This is a genomic window from Burkholderia sp. YIM B11467, from assembly GCF_052952715.1.
The window spans coordinates 466459-482005 of the sequence record NZ_JBQVSQ010000001.1 but is presented as its reverse complement, the minus strand read 5'-3'; the positions used below and the strand labels follow the sequence as shown (position 1 = coordinate 482005).

At 68.3% G+C, this 15547-nt stretch carries 18 protein-coding genes; 6 read left to right on the top strand and 12 right to left on the bottom strand.

The features are described 5' to 3' along the window. The first annotated feature begins 35 nt into the window (after positions 1–35). Entirely contained in the window at positions 36–1067 is a 1032-nt protein-coding gene (locus tag ACTRWB_RS02180; protein WP_446900766.1) for an AraC family transcriptional regulator, read from the top strand. 55 nt (positions 1068–1122) lie between these two features. Beyond that, the gene (locus ACTRWB_RS02175) at positions 1123–1632 is read left to right on the top strand and encodes an N-acetyltransferase family protein (protein ID WP_446900765.1); all 510 of its coding nucleotides are present in this window, start codon (positions 1123–1125) and stop codon (positions 1630–1632) included. Between the two features lie 16 nt (positions 1633–1648). Here the strand turns inward: ACTRWB_RS02175 and ACTRWB_RS02170 are convergent, their stop codons facing one another. The 3 genes from ACTRWB_RS02170 to ACTRWB_RS02160 form a co-directional block, all read right to left on the bottom strand. Further along, positions 1649–2602 (bottom strand): leucyl aminopeptidase, encoded by a 954-nt coding sequence (locus tag ACTRWB_RS02170; RefSeq protein ID WP_446900764.1) that lies wholly within the window; start codon positions 2600–2602, stop codon positions 1649–1651. A gap of 58 nt (positions 2603–2660) precedes the next feature. After that, complete coding sequence (locus ACTRWB_RS02165) at positions 2661–2783, bottom strand: hypothetical protein (RefSeq protein ID WP_006479692.1); 123 nt, start codon at positions 2781–2783, stop codon at positions 2661–2663. 389 nt (positions 2784–3172) lie between these two features. Further along, a complete protein-coding gene (locus tag ACTRWB_RS02160) occupies positions 3173–3628 on the bottom strand; it encodes an Lrp/AsnC family transcriptional regulator (protein ID WP_011356102.1) in 456 nt (151 codons plus the stop codon). Positions 3629–3751: 123 nt separating this feature from the next. Between ACTRWB_RS02160 and ACTRWB_RS02155 the strand changes: the two genes are divergently transcribed. Together ACTRWB_RS02155 and ACTRWB_RS02150 are read left to right on the top strand one after the other, a co-directional pair. Continuing rightward, a complete protein-coding gene (locus ACTRWB_RS02155) occupies positions 3752–4297 on the top strand; it encodes an RBBP9/YdeN family alpha/beta hydrolase (RefSeq protein WP_446900763.1) in 546 nt (181 codons plus the stop codon). Positions 4298–4456: 159 nt separating this feature from the next. Beyond that, positions 4457–5707 (top strand): YbfB/YjiJ family MFS transporter, encoded by a 1251-nt coding sequence (locus ACTRWB_RS02150; RefSeq protein WP_446900762.1) that lies wholly within the window; start codon positions 4457–4459, stop codon positions 5705–5707. 12 nt (positions 5708–5719) lie between these two features. Here ACTRWB_RS02150 and hpaC read toward each other — a convergent pair whose 3' ends face one another. After that, complete coding sequence (hpaC, locus tag ACTRWB_RS02145; protein ID WP_446900761.1) at positions 5720–6274, bottom strand: 4-hydroxyphenylacetate 3-monooxygenase, reductase component; 555 nt, start codon at positions 6272–6274, stop codon at positions 5720–5722. A 351-nt stretch (positions 6275–6625) separates the two neighbouring features. Here hpaC and ACTRWB_RS02140 point away from each other — a divergent pair, with 351 nt between their 5' ends. Continuing rightward, on the top strand, positions 6626–7258 hold the full coding sequence (locus tag ACTRWB_RS02140; RefSeq protein WP_193101230.1) for a response regulator transcription factor: 633 nt from the start codon (positions 6626–6628) through the stop codon (positions 7256–7258). A 22-nt stretch (positions 7259–7280) separates the two neighbouring features. Here ACTRWB_RS02140 and ACTRWB_RS02135 read toward each other — a convergent pair whose 3' ends face one another. From ACTRWB_RS02135 to ACTRWB_RS02115, 5 genes are all read right to left on the bottom strand, one after another. Continuing rightward, positions 7281–8024 (bottom strand): SDR family NAD(P)-dependent oxidoreductase, encoded by a 744-nt coding sequence (locus ACTRWB_RS02135; protein ID WP_446900760.1) that lies wholly within the window; start codon positions 8022–8024, stop codon positions 7281–7283. 59 nt (positions 8025–8083) lie between these two features. Then, positions 8084–9208 carry an amidase gene (locus ACTRWB_RS02130; RefSeq protein WP_446900759.1) on the bottom strand — a complete coding sequence of 375 codons (1125 nt, stop codon included), beginning with the start codon at positions 9206–9208 and terminating at the stop codon, positions 8084–8086. A 31-nt stretch (positions 9209–9239) separates the two neighbouring features. Beyond that, positions 9240–9761: a nuclear transport factor 2 family protein gene (locus tag ACTRWB_RS02125; RefSeq protein WP_446900758.1), complete on the bottom strand. Its 522-nt coding sequence runs from the start codon at positions 9759–9761 to the stop codon at positions 9240–9242. A gap of 8 nt (positions 9762–9769) precedes the next feature. Continuing rightward, on the bottom strand, positions 9770–10147 hold the full coding sequence (locus ACTRWB_RS02120; protein ID WP_011660268.1) for a hypothetical protein: 378 nt from the start codon (positions 10145–10147) through the stop codon (positions 9770–9772). A gap of 98 nt (positions 10148–10245) precedes the next feature. After that, positions 10246–11418 (bottom strand): acyl-CoA dehydrogenase family protein, encoded by a 1173-nt coding sequence (locus ACTRWB_RS02115; RefSeq protein ID WP_446900757.1) that lies wholly within the window; start codon positions 11416–11418, stop codon positions 10246–10248. Between the two features lie 170 nt (positions 11419–11588). Between ACTRWB_RS02115 and ACTRWB_RS02110 the strand changes: the two genes are divergently transcribed. Next, a complete protein-coding gene (locus tag ACTRWB_RS02110) occupies positions 11589–13142 on the top strand; it encodes an ATP-binding protein (protein ID WP_446900756.1) in 1554 nt (517 codons plus the stop codon). A 32-nt stretch (positions 13143–13174) separates the two neighbouring features. Here ACTRWB_RS02110 and ACTRWB_RS02105 read toward each other — a convergent pair whose 3' ends face one another. The 3 genes from ACTRWB_RS02105 to ACTRWB_RS02095 all read right to left on the bottom strand — a co-directional run bounded on the left by ACTRWB_RS02105 (position 13175) and on the right by ACTRWB_RS02095 (position 15410). Beyond that, the gene (locus tag ACTRWB_RS02105; protein ID WP_446900755.1) at positions 13175–13561 is read right to left on the bottom strand and encodes a tautomerase family protein; all 387 of its coding nucleotides are present in this window, start codon (positions 13559–13561) and stop codon (positions 13175–13177) included. Between the two features lie 65 nt (positions 13562–13626). Further along, positions 13627–14130 carry an aromatic-ring-hydroxylating dioxygenase subunit beta gene (locus tag ACTRWB_RS02100; protein WP_129516632.1) on the bottom strand — a complete coding sequence of 168 codons (504 nt, stop codon included), beginning with the start codon at positions 14128–14130 and terminating at the stop codon, positions 13627–13629. Further along, complete coding sequence (locus ACTRWB_RS02095; protein WP_446900754.1) at positions 14127–15410, bottom strand: aromatic ring-hydroxylating oxygenase subunit alpha; 1284 nt, start codon at positions 15408–15410, stop codon at positions 14127–14129. Before ACTRWB_RS02095 ends, ACTRWB_RS02100 begins: the two co-directional genes overlap by 4 nt. Positions 15411–15547 lie beyond the last annotated feature (137 nt).

Below are 15547 nucleotides of genomic sequence, written 5' to 3'. Positions count from 1 at the left end.
TTTGGGCCAAATCGGCGCTTCGAGGGTTTCTCCGCATGAGCTTCTGGGACTTCACCCGGAGTCCGGCCAGCGCCCGGCTGCTGGTCGATTTCGGCGACGAACGCGGCGTGCCGCACACGACGCTGCTGGCCGGCACGGGGCTCGGGAATGCGCAGCTCGACGATCCGAAAGTCGAGGTGACGGCCGCGCAGGAACTGCGGCTGACCGGCAACCTGCTGCGTGCGCTCGGGCGCGCGCCGGGCCTCGGGTTCGAGGTCGGCCTGCGCTATCACTTCTCGGCGTACGGCGTGTGGGGCTACGGACTGATCGCGAGCGCGACCGCGCGCGACGCGCTCGCGCTGGCGATGCGCTTCCTGCCGCTCACGTATGCATTCACCGTCATCACGTACCGCGAGGAACCCGACACGGGCGTGCTGAACTTCGGCGCGCCGGAACTCGACGGCGCCGTGAGCCGGTTCGTCGTCGAACGCGACATGACGGCCGCGGCCGTGCTGCTGCAGGAAATCGGCGGCGACGATTTTGCGTTGTCGCGCTTCACGCTGCAGGCCGCGCGCGCGCCGTCGCTACCCGCGCCGCGCATCGCCGGCATCGAACCGGTTTTCTCGGCGCGCGCGAACAGCCTCGCATTCGACCGTGCGTTTCTCGACCGGCCGCTGCCGCATGCGAATCCGCTGACGGTGTCGATGTGCGAGCAGATGTGCGGCCAGCTGGTCGAAGCGCGGCGCGCACGCGTGGGCACGTCCGAGATGGTGCGCCAGTACCTGACCGCGACGCCCGGCGCCGCGCCGTTCTCGCTCGAGGACATGGCGCGGCTGATGAACACGAGCCCGCGCACGCTCAAGCGCCGGCTGCAGGAGGAGGGCACGACGTTTCGCGCGCTGCTCGCGCAGGCGCGCGGCGCGCTGGCCGAGACGCTGCTCGGCGATGCGCGCCTGTCGCTCGCGGAAGTGGCCGAGCGGCTCGGCTTCAGCGACCTGTCGAGTTTCTCGCAGGCGTTCAAGCGCTGGTACGGCGTGCCGCCGGGTGCGTATCGGAGCGGCGTGCTGCGAGACGGCGGCCATCGATGAATCGCGGTACGATCGATTGCATGCCCGCCGACATCCCCTTCACGAGAGCATTCGCATGATCACGCTTCGCCCGATGACCGAAGACGATTTCCCGCGCTTCTGGCCGACCTACCGCGCCATCGTCGCTGCTCAGGAAACCTACGCATTCGATCCCGCGCCCACACCTGAAGCGGCACGCGCGCTGTGGCTCGACGCGCCGCTCTGCACGTGGATCGCCGAAGAGGACGGCGTGGTGCTCGGCTCGTACTACCTGAAGGCGAACGCGGCCGGGCCCGGCAATCACGTGTGCAACTGCGGCTACATGGTGAGCGAGGCCGCACGCGGCCGCGGCGTCGCCCGCCTGATGTGCGAGCACTCGCAGCAGGTCGCGCGCGAGCGCGGCTTCCTCGCGATGCAGTTCAACTCGGTGGTCGCGACCAACGAGGTCGCGGTCGCGTTGTGGCAGAAGCTCGGATTCGACGTCGTCGGCCGACTGCCGCGCGCGTACCGTCACGCGCGGCTCGGCTTCGTCGATTGCCTCGTGATGTTCAAGTGGCTCGGCAGCGAGGCGGCCGCCGAAGCCTGAGCACGCGACTGCCCGGTCAGATGGCGAACGCGCCGTCGAACACGATCCGGTCATCGAGCGCGAGCGTGCCGCGCGCGAAGATCAGGTCGAGATGATGGCTGCCGTTTTCGCCGCCGCCGAGCCCGAGATGCAGGCCCGGATGACGTTCCTCGAACCCCGCGTTGCGGCCGTACAGGCCGCGGATCCCGAGGTTCGTGCCGATGCCGAATTCCTCGATGCGCCGGTGATTCGCGTGCCGGTCGAGATAGGTCGCGAAATCGCGCCGGAAGCCGGGATCGTCGCTGTCGAAACCGACGAGCATGCTGCGTTCGACATGCAGCGTCGCGAGCCGCTCGGCCACCTTGTACTTGATCGCGAACGGCACGGTGCCGAGAAACGTGCCGCTGAACACGACCGAGCCGTTGAGGTCGGTGACGTGCGTCGCGATCTCGCCGGGCACGACGTCGAGATTGCCCATCCCGTCCACGCTCGTCCATTTCTGGTCCGGCGCGAGCGAGCCCGTCAGCGTGTTGCCCGCTTCGTCGATGAAGCGGATCTGCGACGCGTGCGCGGCCGCGTCGATCAGCCGGCCGTTGCGCGCCGCGATGTCGTCGAGCGACTCGGCGAACGCTTCGTCGAGGTGCGGGCCGTAATCCTTGAATAAAACCGACTTGCTCCAGTGCTCGACGATCGCGGGGCGGATCGCGGCAAGGAACGGCGGCCCGCTCGGCGATGGTGTCGGCAGGCACGACGAGTCGTACAGCAGCACGAACAGGTCGGCGCGCTCGAGCGCGGCGGCGATGTCGGCGGGAGGCGTGCTTTCGAGGCAGAGGGTGGTCGCGTCGAGCGAATCGGGCAGGGCGGAAAACGCGCGCAACGCGATGTCGCGATTGCGGGTGTCATGGCCGACCAGCAGTTTTCCCGACTCGCCGCGCGCAAGCTTGTCGCGCAGCGCGGGGTGAAAGCCGAGCGCGCGGTGCAGGTTCAGCATGCGTGTCTCCGGAAACGGCGGAAGGGCCGATGCCCTTCCGCGAGAACGGGTGGCCCGCTCAGACCGGCCAGAGCGCGGTGCCGAACGGCACCACGGCGTCCTCGACCATCATGTCGACGGCCTCGGGGTGCGTGTCTTCCTGCATCCAGTCAAGCAATTCGATCTGCTGGGTTTCCTGCATGTCAACTCTCCTGTGGTGAACATGAGTGCTTCAACATGAAAGCGCGGCTAAAAAGTTGCCACTCCTCATCAGGCATTTCGTGAATGCCGGCTGAGTGGCGTTGATATTAGTCTGACGAATTTGCGAATGCAATGCGTTGCAAGGTTTTTAGCCACAGCGTGCTAAACACGGGGGAGTGGCGAATCGCGCGCCGTAAAGCACGGATAAAGCGAATGACGGATTCGATATCTTTTTTTCAATCGTCGGAATCGGGATCGGTGCTTTGAATTCGGCGATTTTTCATTGGGAATTCGATCGCCTTGATCGTCGTGATCGACGTCGCTCGCGGCGGCCATGCGTGCGAACGTAGCGCCGCTCGGCAGGGGCACGCCGGCGGCCCGATGCCCGTGTCAGCCGAGCAGCGCCTTGCCGAGCGGTTTGGCCGGCTCGGAGCGGAGCACCAGCGACGTCGTGACCGCGCCGAAGCGGGCAATCGCGTCGATGATGGTTTCCAGTTGTCCCGGTGTCGGCACCAGTACCTTCAGCAGGAAACAATCCTCGCCGGTCATCCGGTGGACCTCGATGACGTGCGGCATCTCGGCGAACGCGCGCAGCGCAGGCTTGATGTGTTCGTGCGTCGTCTTCAGCCGGATGATGGCCATCATCCCCAACCCCAGCGCGGCCGGGTCGATGCGCGCGCCGTAGCCCGCGATGATGCCGCGTTCTTCCAGCCGCTTCACGCGCTCCGACGTGGCGGGCTGCGACAGCCCGATGCGTCGGCCCACTTCGGACAGCGGCATCCGCGCGTTTTCCTGAAGCGCCTCGAGGATCGAAAGATCCAGGCGATCGAGTTCTCCGTTCGACATGTCCGCTTTCCCGTTCCGTTAATTCATCGGCATATTGTCTCAATATCCGATGATTTGCCATTCCCGGCCGGCTTCCCGCAGACGAGACTGCGAACTCGCCTGTTCATGGAGAGGGAGACGGAGATGGACCACACGATCGTGATCGTGCCGGGGATCGGCAACTCGGGACCGGATCATTGGCAGAGCCACTGGGAGGCCGCGCATGCGGGTGTCATCCGCATGGCGCCTGCGTCATGGGATGTGCCCGACCTGCGCGACTGGATCGCGGCGCTGGATGAAGCCGTCGCGCAAGCCGACGCGCCGCCGGTGTTGATCTGTCATTCGCTGGGTTGCCTGCTGTTCGCGCACTGGCGTGCGGCGTCGACGCGCGTCGTGCGCGGCGCATTGCTCGTGGCGGTGCCCGATCCGCGCGGCCCGCGTTTTCCGGCCGCGGCCAGCGCGTTCGCGAAGTTGCCGGGCGGCGATTTCGGTGGCGTGCCGGTGCTGGCGATTGCCAGTTCGGATGACGGGTACGACCCGTCCGGGCGCGGCCTTGCATGGGCACGCGAGCGTGGCGCGATGCCGCTGCTGCTCGGCCCGCGCGGCCATCTGAATGCGGCAGCGGGATTGGCGGAGTGGCCTGAGGGACGTGCATTGTTCACGGCCTTCGTGGCCGGATTGCGCGGGTAGCGCAGGCAAGCGGCTGCCGTTCTCCCGCGCTTGCCCCGTGCCGGCTCAAGTATGATCGTTCGACAGGATCGGAAGCCTTGACAGCCGGGATGGGCGCGTGCGGAACGCCGGTTCCGCCGTGACGACTTGCCCGGCTTCGAACGACACAGGAGACACTCGATGCGCGCAGCACCGCAACCGGAGCATGCCGGCCCGTCGCGGCCGGACGCCGGCGCTACCGACCCCGACCGCATGGCCGCGTGGCGGCTCGCGATCGGCCTGTCGCTCGGCAGCGCGATCGCGCTCGGCCTCGCGCGCTTTTCGTATGCGCTGCTGCTGCCGCCGATGAAGGCCGATCTCGGCTGGACGTTCGCGCAGGCCGGTGCGCTGAACACGGCGAACGCGGCCGGTTACCTGATCGGCGCGCTCGTGTTTCCGCTGTTGTCGCGGCGCTGGCATGCGGGCACGCTGCTGGCGGCCGGTTGCGTGCTCACCGCGTTGCTGATGGCCACCTGCGGGCTCACGTCGGACATGCACGCGCTGCTCGTGCAACGCCTCGCGACGGGCGTCGGCAGCGCGCTGATCTTCATCAGCGGCGGCGTGCTGGCCGCACGGCTCGCGTCGGCGTCGCCGCGCGATGCGGGGCTGCTGCTCGGCCTCTATTACGGCGGCACGGGGTGGGGCATCGTCGCGGCGTCGCTGCTCGTGCCGGCGACACTCACGAATGGTGTGCACGGCTGGCAGCCGGCCTGGTTCGCGCTCGCGGTTGCGTGCGTGCTGTTCTCGGCGGTGGCCGTGTCGGCCGCGCGCCGCATCGAGCATGCGCACGCGGCACCGGCCGCACCGCGCGACGGCGCGCCATCGAGTGCGGCCGCGAGCCCGGCCCGCTTCGCGCTCGCGCTGGCCGGCTACGGCCTGTTCGGCGTCGGTTATATCGGCTACATGACGTTCATCGTCGCGCTGCTGCGTGGCGCGGGGATGAGCGGCACGGTGGTCTCCGCGTTCTACGTGATGCTCGGCGTGGCGACCATCGTATCGGCGCGCTTGTGGTCGCGGTTGCTCGACCGGATGCGCGGCGGCCAGGCGCTGGCCGTGCTCAACGCTTTGCTCGGCGTCGCGACGCTGATGCCCGCGATGTTCGTGCACCCGGTGGCCGCGTTCGCGTCGGGCGTGCTGTTCGGCGCGACGTTCCTGTCGGCGGTCGCATCGACGACCGCCTTCGTGCGGCACAACCTGCCGCCCGACGGCTGGGCGAAAGGGATCAGCGCGTTCACGACGGTCTTTGCATTCGGGCAGATCGCCGGGCCGGTCGCGATCGGCTGGGTGTCCGACAGCGCGGGGCTCGCGCGCGGGCTCGTGTATTCGGCGCTGACGCTGTTCGCGGGCGCCGCGCTCGCGGCCGGGCAACGCGCGTTGCGTGCCGCCGCGTAGCTATGTGACGGCTCAGCGCACGCACGCCGTGCGCGACACACGATGAAACGCGCGGCTGAAGTAGATCAGGCTGTCGCCGTCGTCGCGCACGCGGATCGACGTCGCCTCGATGAACATCACCGAATGCGAGCCGACTTCCTTCATCTCGGCGATCGTGCCCTGAAGGCTTGCGAGCGCATCGCGCAGCACGGGCACGTCCTGTTCGCCGCGATCCCACACGGGCAGGTCGAAGCGCCGCTCCATCGGCAGGTCGGTGAGCCCGGCGAAATGCCGCGCGAGCAGTTCGTGCTCGGCCGGCAGCACGTTGATGCACACATGGCGATTGCGCTCGAAGGTCGCGTGCATCGCGCTCGACCGGTTCAGGCACACGAGCAACGTCGGCGGCGCGTCGGTGACGGAGCAGACGGCGCTCGCGGTGATCCCGCAGCGGCCGTACGGCCCCGCGGTGGTGATCACGTTGACGGCCGCGCCGAGGTGGGCCATCGCTTGCCGGAAGGCTTTCTGCGCGTCGGACGGTTCGACGCGCGCCGGTCGCGGGAGTTCGGTCGTGGAGGATGTGGCGGACATGGGCGCTCCTGATGGGACGAAGGCGACGATCGCGCGGTCTGCCGATGCAGCGCCGGATCGTCGACGATGACCCAAGCGTACGTCGCGAAAATGCGGCCGACCATTCGCACGATTGACGATGGAGATGGCGTTCTCGCCAACGCGTCTAAAGGTTCTACCTAGGCGCGCCGCGCATCACGCGAAAAAAACGCGATTGTGCGTTCGTGCAGTACGTAAAAGGGTATTCAGCGGGTTTTCGGCTCGTTATGATGTGCCGCACACCCCCAGCGAACGACGCTCGCGACGAGCCGGCAACCGGCTACATGCGCGGCGCGTGCGATACCCATACCGATATTGAGCGAGACACCCGCGATGACGTCACCCGCACCGATCGTATACATCGTCGACGACGACAGCGGCATGCGGACGTCGCTCGCATGGTTGCTCGAATCGGTCGGCATCGCGTCCGAAGGGTTCGCGAACGCCGCCGACTTTCTCGCGCGCTTCGACGTGAACCTGCCCGCGTGCCTGGTGCTCGACGTGCGGATGCCGGAGAAAAGCGGCTTCGACGTGCAGGCCGAACTGAATGCGCGCGGCGCGACGCTGCCGGTGATTTTCGTCAGCGGGCATGGCGATATCCCGATGTCGGTGCGCGCGCTGCAGAACGGCGCGATCGATTTCGTCGAGAAGCCGTACAACTCGCAGCAGATGCTCGAGCGCGTGCAGCGCGCGCTGCGGCTCGCGCAGCAGCGGCATGCGGTCGGCCAGCGTCATCGCGAGCTGCGCCAGCGGCTCGATGCGCTGACCGCGCGCGAGAAGGAAGTGCTGCGCGGCGTGGTCGACGGCAAGGGCAGCAAGCAGATCGCGTCGGATCTGTCGATCAGCGTGAAGACCGTCGACGTGCATCGCGCGAGCATCAAGGAGAAGCTCGGCGCGACGTCGATCGCCGCGCTCGTGCGCGACGTGATGGTTGTGTGGGGCGACGACGGGGCGTCGTCGCGCTAAAGCACGGGGCGGGCCGCTGCGTTCAGCGCATGTACAGCCCGCCGTTGATATCCCAGCACGCGCCGTTCGCGAAATGCGCGTCGCCGGACGCGAGCAGCACGGCTGCATCCGCAACGAAACCGGCCGACCCGAGCTTGCCGCCCGGCAGGCTCGCGAGCACCTGACGCAGTTTCTCCGGCGCGACGCTTTCATACACGATCGGCAGATCGAGCGGGCCGGGCGAGATCGCGTTGACGGTCACGCCCTGCGCGGCGAGATCGCGCGCGAATACCTTGGTCAGCGTCAGCGTGCCGCCTTTCGCGGCCGCGTAGTGCGCGCCAGTCGCCGAGCCGCCGTTCTGCCCGGCGAGCGACGCGATGTTGACGATGCGGCCCGCGCCACGCGTCGCGAAATACTGGCCGAACACCTGGCAGCCGAACAGCACGCTGCGCAGGTTCACGTCGATCACCTGGTCGAATTGCTCGGCGGTGATCTCCATCGCGGGCACGACCTTCGATGCGCCCGCGTTGTTGACGAGCACGTCGATCGTGCCCCAGCGAGCGACGAGCGCGTCGCGCGCCGCTTCGAAATCGCGCTTCGACGTGACGTCGAGCGGCAGCGCGATTGCGCGTTCGCCGCTCGGGTCGAGTTCGTGTGCATGCGCATGAATGGCGTCGGCGGCGATATCGGCCAGCGCGACGCGATAACCGGCCGCATGAAAGCGCTCGGCGATGACGGCGCCAAGCCCGCGCGCGGCGCCGGTGACGAGGACGACTCGATCTGACATGGTGCGTGATTCCCTGGTTCGCGAGCGCGCGTTTGTCGTGGCGGCGCCCGCATCGTGATTCATGCGGCGAGCGCCGCTTCGAAGTGTGCGGCGATCGAGCATACCTGTTCGTCCGCGCCCTTGCGTCCGACGATCTGCAGGCTGGCCTTCAGCGGCGAACCGGCCAGCGGCAACGGCACGCTGAGCGCCGGATGGCCGCTGAGGTTGAACGGCCGGATCAGCGACGACATCGCGATCACCGATACGCCGTCGCGCGCTTGCTGCAGCGTGATCGGCAACGCGGGCAGCGTCGGCAGCACGAGCACGTCCGCGTGTTCGAGCGCGGCGTCGACCTGCGCGGTGAAGCGCGCGCGCACCGCCTCGGCTTCGTCGAGTGCGGCAGGCGTTGTCGTCGCGGCCGTGCGCAGCCGCGCATCGAGATCGGCACCGAGCTTGCCCGTCGCGACCAGATGCCCGAATGCGCGTGACGTTTCCGCGTTGATCACGGCGAGCCCCGCGGCGAACGCGGCCGGCATCTCGTCGAGCACGATTGCGTGCGAGCGCAGGCCCGACGCGCGCAGCGCCGCATCGAGTGCGGCGGCGATTGCCGGATCGGCGTCGACGGTGATTTGCGCAATCGTACAGTCCGCCGAGGATGCGGCTGCGCGCGCACGATCGAAGCCCGGCGCGATCGCGGCCATTACCGCGGCCAGCGTGTGGACATCGCGTGCGAACGGCCCGACGCAATCGAGCGTCGTGTCGGCCGGTGCGACGCCGCGCCGCGACACGCGGCCGAAGGTCGGTTTCAGCCCGAACACGCCGCAGCACGCGGCCGGCCCGCGAATCGAGCCGCCCGTGTCGGTGCCGAGCGCCGCGTCGACCGCGCCGAGCCCGACGAGCGACGCGGAGCCGCTCGACGAGCCGCCCGGAATGCGCGATGCGTCCTGCGGATTGACGGGCGTGCCCGTGTAGTCGTTGATGCCGGTCATGCCGAACGCGAGCTCGTGCATGTTTGCCTTGCCGGCGATCTGCCAGCCCGCGTCGAGCAGCTGGCGGACCACGTCCGCGTGTTGCGCGGCCGGCGGCGCATCGGCGAGCGCGCGGCTCGCCGCGCGGGTCGGATGGCCCGCGATGTCGATCGTGTCCTTGATCGCGATCGTGGGGCCCGGGCCGCCCAGCGTGAAGGTATCGATGAAGCCTGTCATGGTCGATCTCGTGCGGAAGCGGTGAGAAGCATCAGGACCGTGGCGCGGCGGCGAGCGGCCACGGGCCGTCGAGCACGCGTTCGGTGCGGAAATGACGGATCAGCCAAGTCGAGCCATCGGCGGCCGGCACGAAATCGACGGTCAGCCGCGCGGCGATCAGCTCGGCCGTGCCGCCCGCATAACACGACGCCTGCAGCATGATCCAGCGGCCGCGCGCGGTTGTGTTGCCGGCGCCGACGTCGATCGATTCCGACGTCAGGAAATGCAGGTTCGACGAGAAATGCGGATCGGGCGGCAGATAACGACCCAGCATCGCGACGATCGCGGCCGTGCCTTCGAGGCGGCCGAACTTGCGTGCGTACTGCGGGCCGATGCCTTCCCACACGGCGTCGGCCGTGAACAGGCCGGCAAGCGGCGGGCCGTCGCCGGCATCCTCGGGCACGTCGCACAGCGCCATGTAACGCGTGATTGTCGCGCGCACCGCGCGCTCGACGTCGAACGCCGCCACGCGCTGCGCGAGCGCGTCGAGCAGGCCGGGTGACAGGTCGGTCATCGCTCGCCTCACGACGCGGGCCGCGCGGCCGGCGGCACCGTCAGCGCGCGGCCGACCCGCGCCTCGATCTTGCCGTAGCGCCACAGGTTGTATTCGCCCACCGGCGTCGTGCGATACAGGTTGCACACGGCGACCGTCGTGTCGAAATCGGCGACGTCGGCCATGATGTAGAACGTCCACGGCGCGCCGTCGGCCTGGCCGACCACGAGGCGGTCGTCGTCCATCACGCCGAGCACGCGCACGCCGGGCATCGCTTCGACGGCGGCGAGCATCGCGCCGTACGCCTGCCACACTTCGCCGATTTTCTCGCGCGGCAGGTCGAAGAAGTTTTGCGACACACCGCAGCAGAACAGCACGCGCAGCGGCAGCGGATTCGAATCGGACATATCAGGTTCTCCAGAGGAATCGGTTGAGCGCATGAGCCGGCTGGCGACGGCGCAGCGGCTTCATGCATCTTCAAGAAAGCGGTTTCAGCCGATGCAAGTTACAGGTAGCCGGGAAACGGCGTGACGCCGGTGAATACCGCACCGGCGCCGTCGAAGTTGCCTTCGGCGAGAAACGCGTGCTGCGTGACGACCATCGCGTCGCGCAGCAGCCGCTGCAGCGGATGCGACCGATAGATGGCAGCGGTGCCGCCGAGGCGGTACGCGCGTTCGACGACGCTCGCGCCTTCGCGTGCGATCTGCGTGGCCGCGAGCCGCAGCAGGCTGACCTGGTCGGGTGTCACGGGGTTGCCCGCGAGGATCGATTGCCACACCGTGTCGGTCGCATCGTAGAAGAATGCGCGTGCCGAACGCAGCTGCGCTTCGGCCTTCGCGAGCTCGATTCGGAAATACGCGCGATCGGCGAGGCGCGGCGCGCCGGTCGTCGTCTGGCGTCCGCCCGACATGCGGTTCACGACGTCGAGCGCCGCGCGCGCCAGCCCGAGATTGACGACGGCCAGCACCTGCGCCGCATACGCGACGGTCGGATAGCGGTACAGCGGCTCGTCGACGGTCGGCTCGCCGCCGCGCACGAAGGTCCATGCCTCGGGCACGAAGCGGTCGTCGACGCGCAGGTCGTGGCTGCCGGTGCCCTGCATGCCGACCACGCTCCAGTTCTCGACGATCTCGACCTCGGCGGCGCGGAATACGGCCGTGCGCGGCTTGTTCGGCGCGGCGTCCTGCGCGCCCGGCACGGCGATGCCGACGCCGAGCCAGTCGGCGCCCTTGCAGCCGCTCGCGAATTTCCACGTGCCGTTCACGCGCCAGCCGCCGGGCGCGGGCTGCGCCGGCTGCACCGGAAACAGGCCGCCGGCGAACACCTGGTCGGGGCCGCTCGCGTACAGCTCGGCCTGCGTGTCGAGCGGCAGCGCGGCGAGATAGACGTTCGCGGAACCGAAGCTCGCGACCCACGCGGCCGAGCCGTCGGCGGTCGCGATCCGTTCGATCATGTCGAGGAACGCGGTCGGCGCAAGCGCATCGCCGCCGAAGCGGCGCGGCGTGCCCGCGCGATAGATGCCGGCCTGCTTGAACAGCGCGATCACGTCGCGCGGCACGTGCGACAGGCGGTCGAATTCTTCGCGGCGCGCGGCGACGGTCTCGATCACGGCGTCGAGCGGCGACAACTGCGCGGCCGAAGTCGGCGCGGGTTCGATAGCGAGGGCGGCGTGGGGCATGACTGTCTCCTGGGCGGATAAGGTTCGATTGCGGGGCGGCATGCGTGCTGTGCTTCGAAGCAACGCGGCACGACGATGCAGCCAGTCTAGAAACGCCGAAAACCCGCAGCAATTGGTGCGTTGGGCCGCGCGACTGGTGGCGATCCGTGCCGGCCTAAAGAAATCTTCAGATGCGGGCGGCGCGCGCCGGTGCTATGTTGGGTTTCCGGCCGCGCGACGCCGCGCGCCTTCCTCCGAATCCGATCATGAGTTTTCCCGACGAAGACGATTTCCACCGGCTGCTCGACGCGCTGACCACCTGCGTGCTGCTGCACGACGCGCAGACCAAGGCGATCGTGTGGGCGAATCGCGCCGCGTGCATCGCGCTCGGTTTTTCCGTCGAGGAACTGCTGCCGCTGAAGGCGCCGGACATGACGCGTCCCGAACCGAAGTACCGGCGCGAGATCGGCGTGGGCGCGATGGACCGCGCGATGGTCGACGGGCCGCAGGTGTACGAGTGGTGCTACCGGTCGCGCACGGGCGTCGACATGCTGTCGGAGGCGATCGCCACCTATGTGCCGCTGCGCGGGCGCGATGTCGTGATGGTGCAGTTCCGCGACATCAGCGCGGAGGAGGCGATCCGCCAGCAACTGCGTCGTTACGAGGCGCGGCTGCGCGAGTTCATGCAGGATCTCGACGAAGGCGTCGCGGTCGTGTCGCCGCACGGCGGCGCGCAGTTCATCAGCGAGTCGGGGCGCCGCGTGCTCGGGCTCGCGCCCGACGAAGCGCTCGGCGAGGTGCTCGACTACTGCACCGAGGCCGATCGCGACCGGCTCGTCGCGCAGTTGCGCGATGCGCCGTCGACGTGCCCGTCCGAGCCGCAGCGCTACCGGATCGTGCGGCGCGACGGCTCGACGTGCTGGCTGCGCATCACGTGCCGGCAGGTCGAGATCGAAGGCGATCTCGACGGGCTGCTCGTGCAGTTCCGCGACGTCAGCGACGAAGTCGCGATCGAGGACGCGCGCCGCGCCGAGGCGCGCATGCTCGAATACGCGGGCCGCTACAACGCGATGGGCGAGATGGCGACCGTGATCGCGCACGAACTGAGCCAGCCGCTCGCGGCCGTGCGCAACTTCATCGAGGGCGCGGTGCAGCGGCTGAACGGGCGCGGCGCCGTCGACGATGCGATCTGGGGGCTGCGCAGCGCGGACCGGCAGGCCGAGCACGCGGCGCTGATCATCAAGAGCGTGCGCGAGTTCATCGTGCGGCGCGACACGGTCGCCGCGGTCGCCGATTTGCGCGACATCCTGGCGGACGTCGCGTATTTCATCGAGCTGCGTGCGAAGGAGGCCGGCGTGACGGTCGCAATCGTGCAGGCCGATGCACCGCTGCCGATCCGCTGCGAACGCGTGCTGATCGGGCAGGTGATCCTGAATCTCGCGTTCAACGCGATCGAGGCGTTCGCCGGCTGCGAGCGCGTGCCGCGCACACTGACGCTCGGCACCGCGAACGTGGCCGGGCACGCCGAGCTGCGTGCGATCGACAACGGCCCGGGCATCGCGGAAGGTGCGCACGACCGGCTGTTCGACGGCTTCTCGTCGTCGAAGGCCGGCGGCAACGGAATCGGGCTGTCGCTGTGCAAGAGCATCGTGACGCGCCACGGCGGCCGGATCGGCGCGAGCCCGGCCGATGGCGGCGGCCTCGATTGCCGGGTGACGCTGCCGCTCGCCGGTGAGCACGTATAACGACGACCGGCGTAGCGACGCCCCGCACATCATCAGCGCCCCAGCGCCCGGGCGGTTTGCCCGCCGATGCCGAAGTCCGTGTTCGGAATGTCCTTGATGATCACGCGCGTTGCCTGCAGCGGCGCGTCGAGCACGTTCGCACCGGCATCGGACAACGCGGCGATCAGCGCGCGCTTCTGCGCGTCGGTGCGCCCGGCGATCAGGATCGCGACGATCACGGGCAGCGACGGCGGCGCGCCGTCCGCCGCAGTGCGGCCGCCGAGGCCGATGTGCGTCGCGGGCAATTCGGTGAGCAGCACGCGCACGGATTCGAGCGGCGCGCCGATCGCGTCGACGGTTGCACTGCTCAATCGTGCGATCAGTTCGGCCTTGCGTGCGTCGTCATGGCCGGTCGGCAGGAAAACTTCGAGTGTGGGCATGGTCGTCCGGAAAGGTGAAGGTTGCCGGTTCACCGTTGCGTTTTCGGCGGCGAACCGGCCACGGCTTACAGCAGGAAGCCGATCGCGCTGAGTGCTTCGGTCGAGTCGATCAGGCGCACGACTTTCTCGGCGATCCGCATCTCGCCTTCGGCGTCGACGTGCAGCTTGTGCGTGACGTCGGCCGCGAACAGCGTCGCGACGCCGCGCTTGTACGCGACGACGACCTGCGCGGATTTCAGCTCGACGGTATCGGCGCTGCCGCTTTCGAGCGTGAAGCGCGACACGGTGCGTACGGTGCGCGCCGCGTCGGTCGCCGATGCCGAATAACCGGACACCATCCGCTGCACGCGCTTCTCGCGCATGTCCTGGTCGTCGAACACGTAGTTCAGCGTGGCCGCGAAGTCGGTCGCGTCGGGATCGATCGGCACCACGTAGTGGCCGGCCGGATCCCACAGGTCGAGCCACGCGCGATAGTCGCGGCGATCGAGCATCTCGGCTTCGCGCCACACGAATTCGACCGCGCGGGCGAAGGTCTGCTGCGAGAAAAGGGCGTTGCGGTCGTCCATCACTGTTGCTCCATCATCTTGCGCCATTGCTGGTAGGCCTCGCGCATGCCGGTCTCGTCGGTCGCATGCGCGGTCTTTTCGCCGTTCGCGGCAGTCGTCTCGCGGTTCAGCCCGCGATTCACGAGGATCGGCACGTCGGGGCCCGCATGCGCGCCGCGCTGCACGCGCTCCCACGCTTCCGCGTCGTCGGGGCTGCCGAAGCCGAACGGGCCCTGGAAGTGCTCGTGGATGCGCAGACGCTCGCGGTTCGCTTCGTCGGGGCCGCCGTCCATCGCGAGCGCGACGTGGCGGATCTCGGTTTCGTTCGCGGAGATCGGCCGCAGCACACGGAAGAACGCCATCGACAGCGCGAGGTTCGGGAACAGGTTCAGGTTGAAGCCGACGCCCATCAGCGAGCGCACGATGCGGCGCACTTCGTCCGGCGCGTGGCGTTCGGCGAGTTTCGCGGCGAGCGGCGCGAAGCGCTCGGGCAGCGGCGCGCCGTCGTCTTCGTCGAGGTCGATCAGCTCGGGCATCAGCACCGCGAGGCTGTGGCCGTTGCCGAGCCCGCGGCAGAACGCGGCCTCGCTCGTCATGAAGCTCGTGATCGCGGCAGCCGTCTCGTCGTCGATCGACTTCATCCACGACTTGTGCACGACCGGGAAGTGATAGAGGTCGGTCGTGTTCTCGAGCTGGATCTTCCAGTTGCCCTTGAACTTGAACTTGTGCTCGCCGTTCGCCTTGATCGGGTAGCCGGCGCCCTGTTTCATGAACAGGTCGATCCACGGCTTCGCGCCGCCGAGGAAATCGTCGAGCGGTTCGATGTCGTCGTTGAAGCTCGCGAAGACCAGCCCCTGGTACACGCCGACGCGCAGCTTCACGAGCGGCAGGTCGCCTTTCTCGCACACACCTTCGTAACCGTCGCCATACGGCAGCGCGCGCAGCGTGCCGTCGAGCGCATACGACCAGCTGTGATACGGGCACGTGAAACCCTTCGCGTTGCCCTTGTGCGATTCGCACACGGTCGCGCCGCGATGGCGACAACGGTTCTGCAGCACGTTGATGTCGCCGGTCTTGTCGCGCACGACGATCACCGGCTGGCGGCCGATCGTCGTCGTGATGAAGTCGCCGGGCCGCGGCAGTTCGCTCTCGTGCGCGACCCAGATCCAGGTGCGGTAGAAGATGCGGTCGAGCTCGGCTTCGAACAGCGCGGGGTCGTGATACATCGCGGGCGCGATGCGGTCGGGCTGCGCGAGGCCGTGCAGCGCACGGGTGTCGATCGTCTGGTAGGGAATGTCGCTCATCGTTGTCGTGGGGAAGGAGTCGCGAAAACGGGCCGCGCGGGGCGCGGTATCGAGAGACCAGTCTCGTCTTCCGCTACATATCCGTCAAATTGATCTAAAATTAGCGAGTCAATAAATACGGCAAATGATGGAGGTCA